At 67.6% G+C, this 15,058-nt stretch carries 15 protein-coding genes and 3 pseudogenes; 15 read left to right on the top strand and 3 right to left on the bottom strand.

Annotation, left to right across the window (positions count from 1 at the left end):
• Positions 1 to 22: 22 nt before the first annotated feature.
• Positions 23 to 1,822, top strand: a pseudogene (locus ACRDSK_RS00550) (bifunctional sugar phosphate isomerase/epimerase/4-hydroxyphenylpyruvate dioxygenase family protein); the annotation flags it as partial.
• Positions 1,796 to 2,707: a sugar phosphate isomerase/epimerase family protein gene (locus tag ACRDSK_RS00545; RefSeq protein ID WP_431437836.1), complete on the top strand. Its 912-nt coding sequence runs from the start codon at positions 1,796 to 1,798 to the stop codon at positions 2,705 to 2,707. The pseudogene ACRDSK_RS00550 and the gene ACRDSK_RS00545, both read left to right, overlap by 27 nt.
• 118 nt (positions 2,708 to 2,825) lie before the next feature.
• On the opposite strand, the gene ACRDSK_RS00540 is transcribed toward ACRDSK_RS00545, so the two are convergent.
• The gene (locus ACRDSK_RS00540) at positions 2,826 to 3,257 is read right to left on the bottom strand and encodes an AEC family transporter (RefSeq protein WP_431437812.1); all 432 of its coding nucleotides are present in this window, start codon (positions 3,255 to 3,257) and stop codon (positions 2,826 to 2,828) included.
• A gap of 254 nt (positions 3,258 to 3,511) precedes the next feature.
• On the opposite strand from ACRDSK_RS00540, the pseudogene ACRDSK_RS00535 reads away from it, so the two are divergent.
• From ACRDSK_RS00535 to ACRDSK_RS00490, 10 genes and pseudogenes are all read left to right on the top strand, one after another.
• Positions 3,512 to 3,742, top strand: a pseudogene (locus ACRDSK_RS00535) (3'-5' exonuclease); the annotation flags it as partial.
• A gap of 480 nt (positions 3,743 to 4,222) precedes the next feature.
• The gene (locus tag ACRDSK_RS00530) at positions 4,223 to 5,842 is read left to right on the top strand and encodes an amino acid adenylation domain-containing protein (RefSeq protein WP_431437811.1); all 1,620 of its coding nucleotides are present in this window, start codon (positions 4,223 to 4,225) and stop codon (positions 5,840 to 5,842) included.
• 211 nt (positions 5,843 to 6,053) lie between these two features.
• Entirely contained in the window at positions 6,054 to 7,256 is a 1,203-nt protein-coding gene (locus tag ACRDSK_RS00525) for an aminotransferase class V-fold PLP-dependent enzyme (protein WP_431437810.1), read from the top strand.
• A 37-nt stretch (positions 7,257 to 7,293) separates the two neighbouring features.
• On the top strand, positions 7,294 to 7,539 hold the full coding sequence (locus ACRDSK_RS00520; protein WP_431437809.1) for a hypothetical protein: 246 nt from the start codon (positions 7,294 to 7,296) through the stop codon (positions 7,537 to 7,539).
• Positions 7,536 to 8,444: a diiron oxygenase gene (locus tag ACRDSK_RS00515; RefSeq protein ID WP_431437808.1), complete on the top strand. Its 909-nt coding sequence runs from the start codon at positions 7,536 to 7,538 to the stop codon at positions 8,442 to 8,444. The genes ACRDSK_RS00520 and ACRDSK_RS00515 overlap by 4 nt, the downstream gene beginning before the upstream one ends.
• 239 nt (positions 8,445 to 8,683) lie before the next feature.
• Positions 8,684 to 8,818, top strand: a complete 135-nt coding sequence (locus tag ACRDSK_RS00510) for a hypothetical protein (protein WP_431437807.1) — start codon at positions 8,684 to 8,686, stop codon at positions 8,816 to 8,818.
• 8 nt (positions 8,819 to 8,826) lie between these two features.
• A complete protein-coding gene (locus tag ACRDSK_RS00505; protein WP_431437806.1) occupies positions 8,827 to 9,438 on the top strand; it encodes a LysE family translocator in 612 nt (203 codons plus the stop codon).
• A gap of 119 nt (positions 9,439 to 9,557) precedes the next feature.
• Positions 9,558 to 9,851 (top strand): hypothetical protein, encoded by a 294-nt coding sequence (locus tag ACRDSK_RS00500; protein WP_431437805.1) that lies wholly within the window; start codon positions 9,558 to 9,560, stop codon positions 9,849 to 9,851.
• Positions 9,821 to 10,198, top strand: a complete 378-nt coding sequence (locus tag ACRDSK_RS00495) for an HAD family hydrolase (protein WP_431437804.1) — start codon at positions 9,821 to 9,823, stop codon at positions 10,196 to 10,198. The genes ACRDSK_RS00500 and ACRDSK_RS00495 overlap by 31 nt, the downstream gene beginning before the upstream one ends.
• A gap of 843 nt (positions 10,199 to 11,041) precedes the next feature.
• The gene (locus ACRDSK_RS00490) at positions 11,042 to 11,656 is read left to right on the top strand and encodes a DUF305 domain-containing protein (RefSeq protein WP_431437803.1); all 615 of its coding nucleotides are present in this window, start codon (positions 11,042 to 11,044) and stop codon (positions 11,654 to 11,656) included.
• 140 nt (positions 11,657 to 11,796) lie between these two features.
• On the opposite strand, the gene ACRDSK_RS00485 is transcribed toward ACRDSK_RS00490, so the two are convergent.
• Positions 11,797 to 12,390: a TetR/AcrR family transcriptional regulator gene (locus ACRDSK_RS00485; protein ID WP_431437802.1), complete on the bottom strand. Its 594-nt coding sequence runs from the start codon at positions 12,388 to 12,390 to the stop codon at positions 11,797 to 11,799.
• 76 nt (positions 12,391 to 12,466) lie between these two features.
• Here ACRDSK_RS00485 and ACRDSK_RS00480 point away from each other — a divergent pair, with 76 nt between their 5' ends.
• The 3 genes and pseudogenes from ACRDSK_RS00480 to ACRDSK_RS00470 form a co-directional block, all read left to right on the top strand.
• On the top strand, positions 12,467 to 12,661 hold the full coding sequence (locus ACRDSK_RS00480; RefSeq protein ID WP_431437801.1) for a hypothetical protein: 195 nt from the start codon (positions 12,467 to 12,469) through the stop codon (positions 12,659 to 12,661).
• A gap of 8 nt (positions 12,662 to 12,669) precedes the next feature.
• Positions 12,670 to 13,209: a DUF2269 domain-containing protein gene (locus tag ACRDSK_RS00475; protein WP_431437800.1), complete on the top strand. Its 540-nt coding sequence runs from the start codon at positions 12,670 to 12,672 to the stop codon at positions 13,207 to 13,209.
• A 79-nt stretch (positions 13,210 to 13,288) separates the two neighbouring features.
• A pseudogene (locus ACRDSK_RS00470) lies at positions 13,289 to 13,393 on the top strand (zf-HC2 domain-containing protein); the annotation flags it as partial.
• 282 nt (positions 13,394 to 13,675) lie between these two features.
• Here the strand turns inward: ACRDSK_RS00470 and accC are convergent.
• Positions 13,676 to 15,037, bottom strand: a complete 1,362-nt coding sequence (accC, locus tag ACRDSK_RS00465; protein WP_431437835.1) for an acetyl-CoA carboxylase biotin carboxylase subunit — start codon at positions 15,035 to 15,037, stop codon at positions 13,676 to 13,678.
• Positions 15,038 to 15,058 lie beyond the last annotated feature (21 nt).

Below are 15,058 nucleotides of genomic sequence, written 5' to 3'. Positions count from 1 at the left end.
GCCGAGGCTGACACTCGCCACCGTGTGTTTGTCCGGCACGCTGGAGGATAAGCTGGCCGCGGCGGCCGCGGCGGGATTCGACGGGGTCGAGCTAGTCGAGGACGACCTCATCGCATCGCCGCTGTCACCCCGGCAGGTGCGGCAACGGTGTGCCGACCTCGGACTCACGATCGAGGTGTACCAACCCTTCCACGACTTCGAGGCAGTGCCGCCGGACATCCTGCGGACGAACCTGCGCCGGGCCGACCGCAAGTTCGCACTCATGGGCGAGCTCGGTGCGGCCACCATGACGGTGTGCTCGACCCTGTCCGCGGACGCGGTCGACGACGACGACCTCGCCGCCGAGCACCTGCACCTGCTCGCCGACCGGGCCGGCGAGCACGGACTGCGCATCGCCTACGAGGCGCTCGCGTGGGGCCGGTTCGTCAACACTTTCGGCCACGCGTGGCGAATCGTGCGCCGCGCCGACCATCCCGCGCTCGGGCTGTGCCTGGACAGCTTCCACGTGCTCGCCCACGGCAGCGACCTCACGGGCATCCGGATCATCCCCGGCGCGAAAATCTTCGCACTGCAGCTGGCGGACGCGCCGCCCCGGCACATGGACCTGGCGCAGTGGAGCACACACCACCGACTCTTCCCCGGGCAGGGATCATTCGAGCTGGCAGGATTCGCGTCCACCGTGCTCGCCACCGGGTATGCCGGACCGCTTTCCCTCGAGGTGTCCAACGACGTCTTCCGCCAGGCCGCCCCGCGGCCGATGGCGGTCGACGCGATGCGTTCGCTCATCTCGGTTCGGGAGAGCCTGCGCAGCCCCGACCGACGCTACCTGCCCCCGGCCCCCACCCTCGCCGGGCACGCGTTCACCGAACTGTCCGTGGACGACGTCTCCGGTCCGCTGCTCGCACGCACGTTGAACGCACTCGGGTTCGCCCATGTCGGTCAGCACCGCTCGAAGCCGGTGCAGCTGTGGCAGCAGGGCAAGGCCCGCGTCCTGCTCAACGCGACCCCGCGGGTCACCGCCGCGCCGGGCACCGCGGAGATCGTCGCGCTGGCGGTCGAGAGCTCCGATCCGACGGCGTCCGCGCAGCGAGCGGAGCTGCTGCTCGCGCCCGTCCTCCCCCGTAGCCGCCGGTCCCAGGAGGCGGACCTGCGTTCGGTTTCCGCGCCCGACGGAACGACCGTCTTCTTCTGCGACTCAGGAGACGAGTCGAACAGCTGGCTGGCGGACTTCGCGCCCACCGGAACACCATCCAGCGAGCGCGGCCTGCTCGTCGCGACCGACCACGTCTCACTGACCGAACCGTTCGACGACTTCGACCAGACCGCGTTGTTCTACCGCTCGGTGCTCGGTCTGCGCGCCCAGACCGCCACCGAGTTCGCCGCGCCCTTCGGACTGATCCGCAGCCGCGCCGCGACCGACCCGGGCCACCGCGTACGGATCACACTCAACGCCGCGCTGTTTCGCCGTGGCCAGTGGGCGCCCGCGGTGCCAGATCCCCAGCACATCGCATTCGAAACCACGGATGCCATCGCCACCGCCAGGGCACTCCGCGCACTCGGCGCCCCACTGCTGGAGATCCCCGGCAACTACTACGACGACCTGGACGCCCGGATCGAGCTGCCGCCGGACCTGCTTGACTCGATGCGCGAGCACTCGGTGCTGTACGACCGCGACGAGCACGGCGAGTACCTCCACCTCTGCACCGACATGCTCGGCTCGCGCGTCTTCTTCGAGATCGTGCAACGCATCGACGGCTACGCCGGCTATGGTGCCGCCGGCACCACCCCGGTACGGATGGCCGCCCACCGCCAGCGCCGCCTGGTCGCGACCACAGTCATCCCCCAGCCACCGGCCGTCCGCGACGATCGGCAGGCGCACGAGTACTCCATCGCCCACCTGTCCGCGCTGAGCCTTTCGCCGCCCGAGCTCGTATCCGCCGCCGCCGATGCCGGCTACGACTACGTCGGCATCCGCTTGACCAGAGTGACGCCCGACGAGCCGCACTACCCGATCGCGACCGATCCCGCCCTGCTGCGCGAAACCAAGCAACGCCTGGCCGACACCGGTATCCGCGTACTGGACATCGAGCTGGCCCGCATCGGTCCCCACGACGACCCACGCGCCTTCCAGCGCTACCTCGAAGTCGGCGCCGACCTCGGCGCGCGCCACGTCATCACCCAGCTGCCCGATTCGAATCGAGACCGCAAGACCGAACACTTCGTCCAGCTGTGCGACCTGGCAGTGCCACTCGGTCTCACCATCGACCTCGAGTTCCCGTCCTGGACCGAAACCCCCAACCTCAGCGAAGCGACCCACGTTCTACGCGCCGCTGATCGTCCCAACGCCGGCATGCTGATCGACCTGCTGCACTTCGCGAGGTCCCACTCCAGCATCGAGGAACTGCGAGCGCTGCCCCGAGAGTGGTTCCACTACGCCCACGTCTGCGACGCTCCCGCCCGCGTACCGTCCACAGTGGAAGGACTGATCCACACCGCCCGCTACGAACGCCTCTCTCCCGGCGAAGGTGGAATCGACGTCCACGGCATCCTCGCCGCGCTACCGCCCGACATCCCCTACGCTCTGGAAATCCCCCGCGCCAGCCTGGCTGCCCAACTGGGCGAACGAGAATGTGTGCGCCTTGCCCTCAACGCCACACGCCGACATCTCACCGAGGCTCTTCCGAGATCAGGGCAGCACGGACCGTAGACAACCGGCCGCGACCACCGCGACGGCGTCTCGGCGCGGTGGTCGATCTGGGCCATAACTCCGGGGTAGGCGGGCTGCCATGGGTGTAGGAGGTAACTCCAGTACCCCGAATTGGTGGTCAGGCTGGCCCGAGCAGCAAGGTGATCACCACGAGTACTGGTACCGACAGGACAGTCGTGAGCAGGATGACGTCGCGGGCTTGGTCGGTGCCCTGGTTGTGAGTCGCGGCGTACACGAACACGTTCTGTGCCGTGGGTAGCGCCGAGGTTACCGTGACCGCGAGCAACGCCGTGTCCTCGAGGCCGGCCACCCAGCGGCCGAGCACGTAGGCGAACACCGGCTGCGCCAACGTCTTCAGCACCACTGCGAGCCACACCGGGCCGGTTCGCTCTCCGCTGGCCGGGCGGGGCGCGCCGCGCAGGCTCATCCCGTACGCCAGCAGCGCCGCGGGCACGGCGAGCATCGCGAGCAGCTCGACCGGTTCTCGCACGACGGTGGGCAACCGCCAGCCGGTGGCGGCGAGACCGAGCCCGACGGCGCAACCGAGCACGATCGGACGGGCACGACGTAGGCGGCGTCGCCGAGCACGTAGACCGAGATCGGAATGCCGAGGTTCCCCGCGTTCACGTAGGACGAGGCGAACACGCCGGTGGTCAGCCGCGCCGGTCCCTGGTGCCACCTCACCACCAAGCCGGAGAACGTCGAACCTTCGTTCACCGTGTTGATGGAGTTGTGCAAGGACCAGTCGGTGACCAAGATCAAGCCGTGGGGTGGAGGTGACCACCACTACGTCGGGCAACGGGCTTTGAGTTCGACGTCGTACTCATCGTCGGCGCGGACGAGGACCTGATGCCGAGCTACCAGTCGAAGGCACCGGAGGACCGTGTAGAAGGCCGTCGCCGTTTCTACGTCTCGATCACCCGTGCTCGCAAGGAGCTCCGGATCTTCTACTCGGGCTTCGTCGTGACCAAGTACAACCGCAGAATAGACGACGACGGAGTGAGCCGGTTCGTTAGGGATATCGGGCTCGCCTAATCCAGGTAGAGCTGCATCTCGGAACGTTTGACCAGCCGCAGTAGCCGCGCCGACCACTGCGTGACCGGCGAGTCGGCCCGGGCCGCAGCGCTCCTCTTCGCGGTCTTCCCACGACTCCAGCAGGCGGTGCAGGAGACAGCGGCTCGAACGAGCAACCTGTCGGAGCCAGCCGCACCCCCTGCGCCGAGGACGCCCAAGGTAGTTGGCCACGACGTGAAGTTCGTAGAGCCGGCTGCTCATGTCGCTCCGTATTCTGCGCCGAGAGCCGCAGGAGCTCCTCACCGCATCAGCCGAACGCCCGCCGCAAGCCGCCGAAGGGGTGACGCCCAACATTATCGATGCTTGCCGAGTAATGGCACGGGCCTACTAGTTCAACATTTTGGCGTAGTTACACGGATGCAATTCACTCGTGTTCGATCGCTCAAGGTTCTGATGACGTGAACCTTGACTTGTTGCGTCGCCGCTCACGTTTCAAGAGCTTTGATCATTAATTCCGGGTACTACTCTGACCTGGTAGGGCAGAGATCACCAACCAAATATGGATACTGTGAGAAGCAAACCGGACCGGAGGTCCACATGAAAGCTGACGAAGCGGCCGAACCGATCACTGACATTTACGATCAGTCACTCGCCGAATTATTCCTGGCTCAGGTACGCCGCCACGCTGACCGGCCCGCGATCGACGTTGTCGACGGACAACTCAGCTACGCCGAACTCGGCTCGCTCGCCGAGCGGTTCGCTCGCGGACTGCGGCATCTCGGACTGCTCGAAGGCGCGGTTGTCGCGGTGGCGGGCGAGCGTGGCCAGGACTTCTGTGTCGCGATCCTGGGTGCGGTGTGCGCCGGGCTCGTGTACGCGCCGCTGGATCCGTCGCTGCCCGCCGACCGGCAGCGCCGCTTGCTGACCGACAGCGGCGCGGTGGCGGTCGTCCAACTACCTGGTGCACATGTCGCCGACGGACAGGTACTTGAATTCGCCGACGTGCTCGACGCCGGCCACTCGGGCGCCGATGGGCCGACGCCGACCCCGAACACGACGGTTCCCGCCTACGTGATGTTCACCTCCGGCACGACTGGCCGCCCGAAGGGAGTGGCGATCCCGCAGCGTGGTGTGCTGAGGCTCAGCATCGACAACGGCTTCGCGGACATCGAGCCAACGGACCGGGTGCTGCACGCCGCGAGGCTCTCCTTCGACATCGCGGTGTTCGAAATATGGGCGACGCTGCTGAACGGTGCCTGCTTGGTGCCGGTCTCCAGGGAGGTGCTGCTGTCCGCGCCTGCACTGCACGCGGTGCTGGAACGGGAGCGGATCAGCGTCGTACTCCTGACCACGAGCATCCTCCACAGCTTGGCCGCCACGGGGCCCGAGTTGTTCGCCGGGCTGCGGTACGTAATTGTCGCCGGTGAGGCGATGCGGGCCGACGCGGCCCGCCGGGTGCTCGAACACGGCCGGCCGGCACACCTCATCAACGCCTACGGCCTGACCGAAACCGCCTGTTTCTCAACCACATACGAGGTCAACGACCTACCGCCGGACGCGGTCAGTGTGCCGATCGGCGTGCCCATCTCGGATACCACCTGCTACGTCGTTCGTTCCGACGGCAGCCTCACCGGGAACGGCGAGGATGGCGAGTTGTGCCTCGGCGGTGGCGGCAACGCGGCCGGCTATGTGAACCAACCGGAGGAGAGCGCCGCTCGCTTCGTCAGCCTCCCGGTCGGCCCGGACGGCGAGCCCGTTGCGGTCTACCGCACCGGTGACATCGTCCGCCGGCGTGCCGACGGCGTGCTGGAGTTCCTCGGCCGTAACGACGATCAGGTCAAGATCGGCGGCTACCGGGTCGAGCCGGGTGAGATCGCCGGCGTGCTGACCTCCCACCCCGGCGTCGCCGACGCCGCGGTCGTGCCCCGAGGGGACGGCGACACGCGTGTGCTGGCCGCGTACGTAGTGACCGATGGGCGGTCAACCCCTCAGGATCTGCTCGACTTCCTGCGCGCACGGCTGCCCGAGTACCTGGTGCCGGCCACCATGACGGCGCTCGACCGGCTGCCGCTGAGGCCGAGCGGCAAGCTGGACCGCGACGCGCTGCCGGCGCCGCGGTGACCGATGGGCCGCGACGCGCTGCCGGCGCCGCGTCCGGTGTCGCCGACACTCGGTGGCGCGGGATCGGTCGCCGAAATGGTGGCCTAGGCAACCCCACCTGGCCTTACAGCCGGCAAGCACTTCTGCCTGGAGCTACCGACCAACCTGATGATTCAAGCCAAGGGGCGGTTGATATTCAACCACGCCTGACTGGCAGAGATGAGCTGACTGAATGAACCTCAATCTCGTGCGGGCGCGGGCGGATACGCCCGGCGTGAACCACGTCGCACACCTGAACAACGCTGGCGCCAGCCTCGCGCCGAAGCCCGTCATCGACGCGATGGTGGGCCATCTGCGGCTGGAGAGCGAGATAGGTTCTTACGAGGCCGCTGAACGCGCCCAGGAGGCAATCGAACGTGGGCATGCCGCTGTCGGCGCCTTGCTCAACTGCGACAGCCAGGAAGTCGCCTTGTTCGACAGCGCCTCCCGGGCCTGGACAACGGCACTCGCCAGCATTCCACTGCGGGCCGGCGATCGCGTGCTCATCTCGCCGATGGAATACGGCAGTTGTTACCTCTCCCTGCTCCACCTGGCCAAACGCCACGGGGTGCGATTAGAGGTGTTGCCCGTGGACGCCGACGGTCTGGTGAGCGTGGAGGAACTGCGGGGCAGGCTGGACGAACGCGTAAAGCTGATCGCGATGACCCACGTGCCGACGCACGACGGTCTGGTCTATCCGGTGGCACTGATCGGCCAGGTGGCACGGCAGAACGGGATCCCGTTCTTGGCCGACGCCTGCCAGTCGGTGGGGCAGATGCCCATCGACGTCGAGGAGATCGGCTGCGACATGCTCGTGGGTTGCGGCCGCAAGTACCTGCGGGGTCCGCGTGGCACTGGATTCCTGTTCGCCCGCCGGGAGTTCGCCGAGCAGCTCACACCTGCCATGGTCGGCCTGGACGGCGTCGAGTGGGCCGCCGGAAGCTACCGGTTCGCTCCTGCCGCCCGCCGGTTCGACACCTGGGAGACGAATTGCGCTGCACGCATAGGACTCGGTGTCGCCATCGACTACGCGCTAGCCTGGGGAGTAGAGCACACTTGGCCGCGGATCCGGCAACTGGCCGCGGACCTGCGTGCGGAGATCACCCGCATCCCAGGAGTGACGGTGCTGGACCGCGGTCTGGAACGATGCGGCTCCGTCGCCATCACCGTGCGAGGCTGGGACGCGGCGTCGGTCAGGGCGGAGCTGCAGCGGGCCGGTATCAACACGTGGGTATGCCTGGAGAACGCCGCATGCGTCGACATGCAGAGGCGGGGCCTCAACAGCCTGCTACGGGTGTCGGTGCACTACTACAACTCATCGGAGGAGTTGGCTCGGCTGTGCTCGGTGCTTGAGTCAGTGACCCTCGGCCGACCCGTGCGAGTGGCGGCCTCATGACGGGATCAGCATGGATCGAGCCGCCGAGGAGGGCAGCATGGAGCGCTCGCTAGCGTGGGACGACAGGATGGTGGGTGAGCAGGCCGTGCACGGCATCTGGGGGTTCGCCCCGGCCGAGCGTGCGCTGTGGCAACGGATTCCGCGGTCCGCCCGGGTGAAAATCCTGCCGGGCACGGCGTTCGCGTGTCCGGAGCCGGGCCGGTTCCGGCTCTGCCACGCCACCGACGCCAGCACCGTCGCGACCAGCATCAACCGCCTCATCCGGGCGTTGGAGACGTCATGAACAGCCCCTTCCACCAGTGGTACGACATCGCGGGAGTGCGGAGCGGGATCCGCCGGATGTTCGCCGACGAGACCGACGCCGGCAAGGTCTTCTACCCCCAGCGCCTCGTGCCCTACCTCGCGCACGAAGTGCTCGCCGACCTGCCGGAGTCACAGCGGCGTGCACTCACGATCCGGCACCTGTACCAGTTTCTGATGTCGACCACGCACCTGGAGACCAGGGTCGTCAACACCACCGCGGAGCTGATCGCCAACAACCGCGCGGGACTGGATCTGCCGAACGCCAGGCGCCTGGACGCGTTCAAGGTCTACTGCGACGAGGGCTACCACGCGCTGTACAGCCTGGACCTCGCCGACCAGATCGCATCCGCCACCGGTGTGGCGATCCCACCATGGCACTACGGCGGGATCGTCGACTGGCTCCAGGAGACCGGGCGGCGCCTGCTGCCCGACGAACCCGCCCTGGTGCCACTGCTGCAGACCGTGGTGTTCGAGACCCTCATCACCGCCGTGCTGATCGAGATCCCGAACGACTCCTCGGTGATCACCGTGGTGCGAGATCTAACCCGGGACCACGCCAAGGACGAGGGTCACCACCATCGGTTCTTCGCCCAGTTCTTCCACGAGCTGTGGGCCAATCTGGACCACCGTCTCCGCGAGCCGGTCGCGCACACCCTGCCAGCACTAGTCCAGGCATGCCTGACGTGGGATGTCGAGCCGGTCCGTGCCTCGCTGCTCATGTCCGGTGTGGACGCCGCGACCGCGGCGACCGTCGTCGCCGACGTATACGCCGATACGGGCAGCAACGCGGACGTCTGTCGGGCCACCGTGCGGACGTTCCGGTCCGCCGGCGTCCTGGACGTGCCCGGCGCCGAGGAAGCCTTTGCCGCCCATCAGCTTCTGTGAGAGCCACATGAGCGCCCACGTGGCAGGGCAATTGTTGCCCCATGTGGGCCGGGAGGGCGTTCGGCGGTGGCCCTTCACACCCCAGGGCCACCCGAACGGGACGATTAATTGCCTTCACCAGGATCTGAGATCCGCTCTGGGCTTCGCTACACGGACGACAGCCACCCCACTCCACGATTGTTCGCCGCATACCTTGCCCAGCGTGTTACCGGCGCTGACACCACGACCGGAGAGGCGCAATGACCATCGACCTCCATGAGTTCGTCGAGTTCGCCCCGCAGGCGCAGTTTCACATGCTGGAGCGCAGCGGCTCGTTCGGACACCTGGAAGAACCGGACGTAGTTTTTGAGCACCTGCGGAATTTCTGGACGTAGCTCAAATCATGATCAGCATGTTCTTCCTCGTCAGTTCGCTCGTAGTGATCGTCACCCCGGGACAGGACGCCGCACTCATCACCCAGACGGTGCTGCGCTCCGCTCGCCGCGCGCCCGCACTCGCGACGGCCGCCGGCATGATCACCGGCGGTGTCGGGCACGTGTGCCTTGCCATAACCGGCGTATCGCTGCTGCTGCGCACCAACCCCGGCCTGTTCATCGCCGTGCAGGTCGCCGGCGCGACAGTACTGCTGTTCTGGGGCGCATGGACGATGTGGGAGTCCTTCCGCCCGGCCACGGCCCGCGGCCCGGATACCGAGCCGGCAGGCGGTAGATCATTCGCGCTCGGGCTTCTCTCCGCCGCTACCAATGCGAAGTCGGCGGTTTTCCTGCTCGTCTTCCTCCCGCAGTTCGTGCCGACAGGCATGCCGCCCATCTCCACGATGGTGGTGTTGGCGGCCGTCTACCTCAGTCTCGCCAGCGCCTGGCTGATCATCCTCGTCGAGTTGGTCTACCGAATGCGGGAACGGGTCCTGACCGGGCGTACCAGGCTGCTACTGCAACGACTCATGGCAGTGGTGCTCGGTGTGTTTGCCGTCCGGCTGCTCGTTGGCCTCTGACCGGATCCCGATCACGCCGGCCGGCGACCTGTCGGCGATGGCGAGCGTCAGCCCTGGTGTCCTGCGTTCCGTCAAGGCGCGTTGCTTGAGAGGCCTGCTTACCGACCTCGGAGGTCGTCGTGGGCGACCTCCTGGTGGCCCGGCCGGGAGCCAAGATCGCCGTCGACGGAGTGGTCGGGGAGGGCGAGAGCGAGGTCGACGAGTCGATGGTGACCGGTGAGAGCCTGCCGGTACACAAGGCGCCCGGCTCAGCGGTGATCGGCGCGACCATCAACGCGAACGGCACGCTGCGGGTACGAGCGACGAAGGTGGGTGCCGACACCGCACTTGCACAACCCCCACAGCGATCATCGTCGGCACCGGGCTTGGCGCCAAGCGTGGCGTGTTGTTCAAGAACGCCGTCTCGCTGGTGACCGCCGCGCATATCGACGTCGTCGTGATGGCTAAGACCGGCACGTTGACCATGGGCGAGCCAGAGGTCACCGACATCATCGCCGCCAGCGCCGAAAGTGGCCTCACCGAGGAGGATGTGCTGCGGCTCGTCGCCGGCGTGAAGCGGGAGTCCGAACACCCGCTCGCCCAGGCGATCGTCCGCCACGCCGAGGACCGCGGCCTTCGGTCGGACCGTGCCGACCGGATCGAGAACGTGCCCGGTCACGGCGCCATCGCCGAGGTGGACGGTCACCGGGTGGTGGTTGGTAACCGACGGCTGATCGAGCGGGAAGGCATCGACCTCGGTGACCTGGCCGGCGAACGCTAGCGGCTGGCGGCCAGCGGCCGGACCGCCATGCTTGCCACCGGCGAGCGCATCGCCCGGCAGTTGGGGATCGACACGCGCCGGCAAGAGGGTGGCCATGGTCGGCGACGGTGTGAACGACGCGCCTGCGGCAGAACCTCGCCCGGAGATCGCCGCTCTGTCGATGTCCGGTTCCAGCATCATCGTCGCCGTCAACGCCCTGGCACTGAAACGGCTGCCGCTCCCGGTTCCGGCCGATGGGTCAGCTCGGCACTATCGACGGGCTGTCCGAACGGCTGGACCGGCTGTCGACGAATGACTCGGCTTCGGGTCACGGCGCCGGCGAGGTGGTACTACGGTGTCGGCATGCCGAGGGACACGGACACGCGGTGGCGGCAGTGGCTGCTGCTGTGCGTGCTCTCCCTTGCCGTGATCGGCATGCACCACCTTGCTTTTGCCTCAGCGCGATGCGAACCGTGCGGGCCGCACACCGCCTCCCACGGGACGATGGTCGTCACCTCTCTGGCAGAGACCGCGATGGACTCCGTGGCGCCCGCTCATTCGTACGTCGATCCACCGACACCCGGTCCGGATACCGGGCACGACCTCTTGCACCTGTGCCTGGCCGTTCTTGCCGCCGCGGCCGGGTTGCTCCTCGTCGGTCTACTACTGGCGTTCGGCACTCCGCCCGCGGCACTCGCTCCCCGGTGGTACCTCCGCACGACAGGGGTGCGGCGACGAAGAACCGGCGGACGATCGATCCTCACCTCGGTGTGCGTGCTGCGCATCTAGGCCATCGCATCCGGCGGTCACTTGACCGCAGATCGATGACGGCCAGATGACACACGAACACGAGGATGGATAGACATGAGGAAGTACCTGATCGGTATCAGCGCGGCCGCGCTCGTCGCGCTGGCAGCCGGTTGTGGCGGAGACGATGCCGGCCACGACACCGGGTCCGAGCACGGGAAAAACACGTCGGCACCGGCCGAGAGTGGCGCGGCGACCGAGCACAACGACCAGGACGTCATGTTCGCCCAGATGATGATCCCGCATCACCAGCAGGCCGTGGACATGTCCACGATGGCCGCACAACAGGCCGCCGATGCGAAGGTCAAGGATCTCGCCGCACGCATCAAGGACGCGCAGGATCCCGAGATCCGACAGATGACGTCGATGCTCGAGGCGTGGGGCGAGTCGACGTCGACGGAGGACATGCCTGGCATGGACCACGGCGATCACGGCAGTGCGTCAGGCGAGGGCATGATGACCCCGGCGGAGATGCAGCGACTGGAGAAGGCCACCGGTGCCGAGTTCGACCAGATGTGGCTGCAGATGATGATCAAGCACCACCAGGGCGCGCTGACCATGGCCCAGGCACAGATCGAACAAGGCAGCAACGCCGACGCCACGACACTCGCCAAGCAGATCACGGACTCTCAGCAGACCGAGATCGACGAGATGCAGAAGATGCTCAAATAGCCTGCTGATGTGCTGTTCGGTGGGGAGGGAACCACAAGTCCTCCCCACCGACGCATGTCTGCACATGTGTTGGCGGCGACCCGGTAGTCGCATCGACCTGATGCGCCTGCCGTTCAGCACCGTCCGGCAGGCACACACTTTTATGGGGATGGGCGAAGGCCCGAGAGGACCACGGTGACGAGGCGGTGGACTGCTGCCTTTGACGGGAGGCTGCTGGCCGCGTTGAGCGCGTGGAGGCAGTAGCCGGCCAGCTCGTCGGTGGTGACGTCGTCGCGCAGGTTGCCGGTGTGGGCGACCTCTGTCAGCAGGTCTCGGATCAGCGAATGGACCTGCTGCTGCGCGTGTGCGACGTGCTCGTCCTGGTGCAAGAAGGCACCCAGCTCGGCGCCATGGCTGGCGTGCTGGTGGTGGCGGACACGCTGCTGGTGGATGTGTGCGTAGGCGGTGAGCACCGCCTCGAGGCGCTGGTCGGTGGTGCCTGCCTGGTCGCGGACCTGGGCGAGGAGCTCGAGGTGGTTGGCGATCTGCCGCTGGTGCCAGGCGAGCACGATCGCTTCGACGTCGGGGAAGTACTTGTACAGCGTGGCGCGGCCGATGCCGGTCCGCTCGGCGATCTGCGACATCGTCACCGAGAGCAGCCCGTGCTCGGCGGCCAGCGCCGCGGTGGTGCCCAGGATGGCTTCGCGCACCTCGCGGCGGTGCGAATCGACGGTCTCGGTCCACAGCCTCGGCACGCCGTGAGTGTACGGGACGACACTTCCGATACAAGATGTATTGAACGAGACGTTGTGTATCGATAGACTGTGAGCCATGACTGAACACGGGACGAGCGCCGGTGTGCCGCGCTGGGTGAAGGTGTCCGGACTCATCGCGGCCGTTCTCGCCCTGCTGGTCGTTGCGGTGATGTTGATCAACGGTGGCGAGCATGGCCCCGGCCGGCACATGTCCTCCGGCCTCAGCACGCCGCTCGTCGATGTCGACGAGCGCGGACGACAACTCGGATGACAACTCGGATGACAACTCGGATGACCATGGGGCCGCGCCTGCGCAAGGTCGGGCTCACCGTGCACGTCGCGACCTCGGTCGGCTGGCTGGGCGCGATCGCTGCCTACCTGGCGCTCAACGCGGTCGCATTGCGCGGCCAGGACATTCAGGCGGTGCGTGCCGCCTACCTGATGATGGAGCCGGTCGCCTGGTATGCCGTCGTCCCGCTGGCGGTCGCGTCGCTGGTCACCGGGATCGTCCAGTCACTGGGCACCTCGTGGGGACTGTTCCGGCACTACTGGGTCCTGATCAGCCTCACGATCACAGCGCTCGCCACTCTGGTCCTGCTGCTGCACCTGCGCGACATCAGTCAACTGGCTCAACACGCAGCCGACCCGGCCACCGATCCCACCGCGCTGGGCGGAGATCTCGTCCACGCCGCCGGCGGCCTGCTCGTCCTGCTCGTGCCCCTCGTCCTCAACATCGTCAAACCCCGCGGTCTCACCCGCCGCGGCCAGCGGCAGGGCGCACGGCAGGTTGGGCGTCCCCGGAGTCAGCCCGCGCGGTAGGCGCTCACTGGCCAGCTCTTCGTGACCGCGCGGAGATCCGTGGACAGCTCACACATTCAGGGACAGCACTTGCGAACATGTGCTGGTGGACTGCGAACCGTGTCGCGAAGCGCTGTCGGCCCGAATGGACGGCGAGAACGAGCCGGCGCCCGCCGCGCAGACTGACGAGCACCTTCGTTCCTGCTCGGAATGCCGCGCATGGCAGGCGCGGGCGTTCGGGATGTCCCGCATCCTGCGGGTACGCGAGGCGACCGAGGTGCCCGATCTCACCGGCGCGATCATGCGCAAAGCACCGGTTGCTCGTCGCGGCGCTGTGACTGCTGGCTGTCGTCAATCGGCAGTCGCGGGCACACGCGCCGCGCGGTGCGGAGGCGTTACGGACGGAGGACGTCGGCAGCGCCGAACCTTCCGGGTAGCCGGCGGCGCGACGCACGACCGTGGAGGCGCGCAACCACCCCTGCCTCCGTCACCGCACGGATGTTGGCTCGAGGAGCCGGGCAACCAGGGATGTGTCGTGCTTGCCCTCGGCGAAGTCGGGGGTGCTGAGGACCTTGTCCAGGAACGCGCACGTGGTGTGCACGCCCGGACCGTGGATGCGGAACTCGGCCAGTGCGCGGCGCATCCGTGCGATCGCCTGGTCGCGGTCCGGCGCCCACGTGATCACTTTGGCCAGCAACGAGTCATACGACGCGGGCACCTTGTAGCCGGTGAAGCCGTGTGTGTCGACCCGGACGAACGGGCCGCCGGGCGGCATGAACTGCTCGAGCCGTCCCGGCGCGGGCGCGAAGCCGCGCTCGGGATCCTCCACGTTGACCCGGCACTCGATGGCCACGCCCCGCAGCCGCACGTCCTCCTGGCGCAGCCGTAGCGGCTCCCCGGAAGCGATCCGCAGCTGCTCGGCGACCAGGTCCACTCCGGTCACGACCTCCGTCACGGGGTGCTCCACCTGGATGCGGCAGTTGACCTCCATGAAGGAGAAGTCGTTCTCGGTGTCCACGAGAAACTCGAACGTTCCCGCGCCGACGTAGCCGGCGGCGAGCGCTCCTCGCACGGCCGCGGCGCCCATCCGCTCGGTCAGCTCCGCCGGCAGCCCGGGCGCGGGCGTCTCCTCGACGAGCTTCTGATGCCGGCGTTGCACCGAGCAGTCGCGCTCGCCGAGGTGGATCGCGTTGCCGTGCGTGTCGCACAGCACCTGGATCTCCACGTGCCGGGCCGATGGCAGATACCGCTCGACATACACCCGGCCGTCACCGAACAGCTGCAGCGCGGTGGCCTTGGTCTGCTGGTAGCTACGCGCGAAGTCGACCGGATCCTCCACAATGGACATTCCACGGCCGCCGCCGCCCGCGGCCGCCTTGATGATCACCGGGTAACCGATGTCGTCGGCCAGGCGCTTTGCCGCGTCGGCGTCGGCGAGCGGCTCGACGCTGCCCGGCAGCAGCGGAAGGCCGGCCGCGGTCATCGCCGCGCGGGCCGACGTCTTGTCGCCGAGCCGGGCCATCACCTCCGGCGGCGGACCGATGAACGTGATCCCCTCCGCCTCGCACACCTCGGCGAAGTCCGCGTCCTCGGAGAGAAAGCCGTACCCGGGATGGATCGCGTCGGCACCGGTGATCCGGGCGGCCTCGATCACGGCCGCGGCGTTGAGATAGCTCTGCCGCGACGGCGCCAGTCCGATCCGCACCGACTCGTCCGCCATTCGCACGACGGCGGAGTCGGTGTCCTCGGTGGAGTACACCGCGACGGTCCGGACGCCGAGCTCGCGGCACGCCCGGAGCACGCGCACCGCGATCTCGCCGCGGTTGGCTATCAGGATCTTCTCGAACATCGTGCGCCCCTCCCGGGATGC

It is taken from the genome of Actinophytocola sp. (assembly GCF_050699915.1).
In the GTDB taxonomy this organism is placed as follows: domain Bacteria; phylum Actinomycetota; class Actinomycetes; order Mycobacteriales; family Pseudonocardiaceae; genus Actinophytocola.
This window is presented reverse-complemented; position numbering and strand designations above follow the sequence as displayed.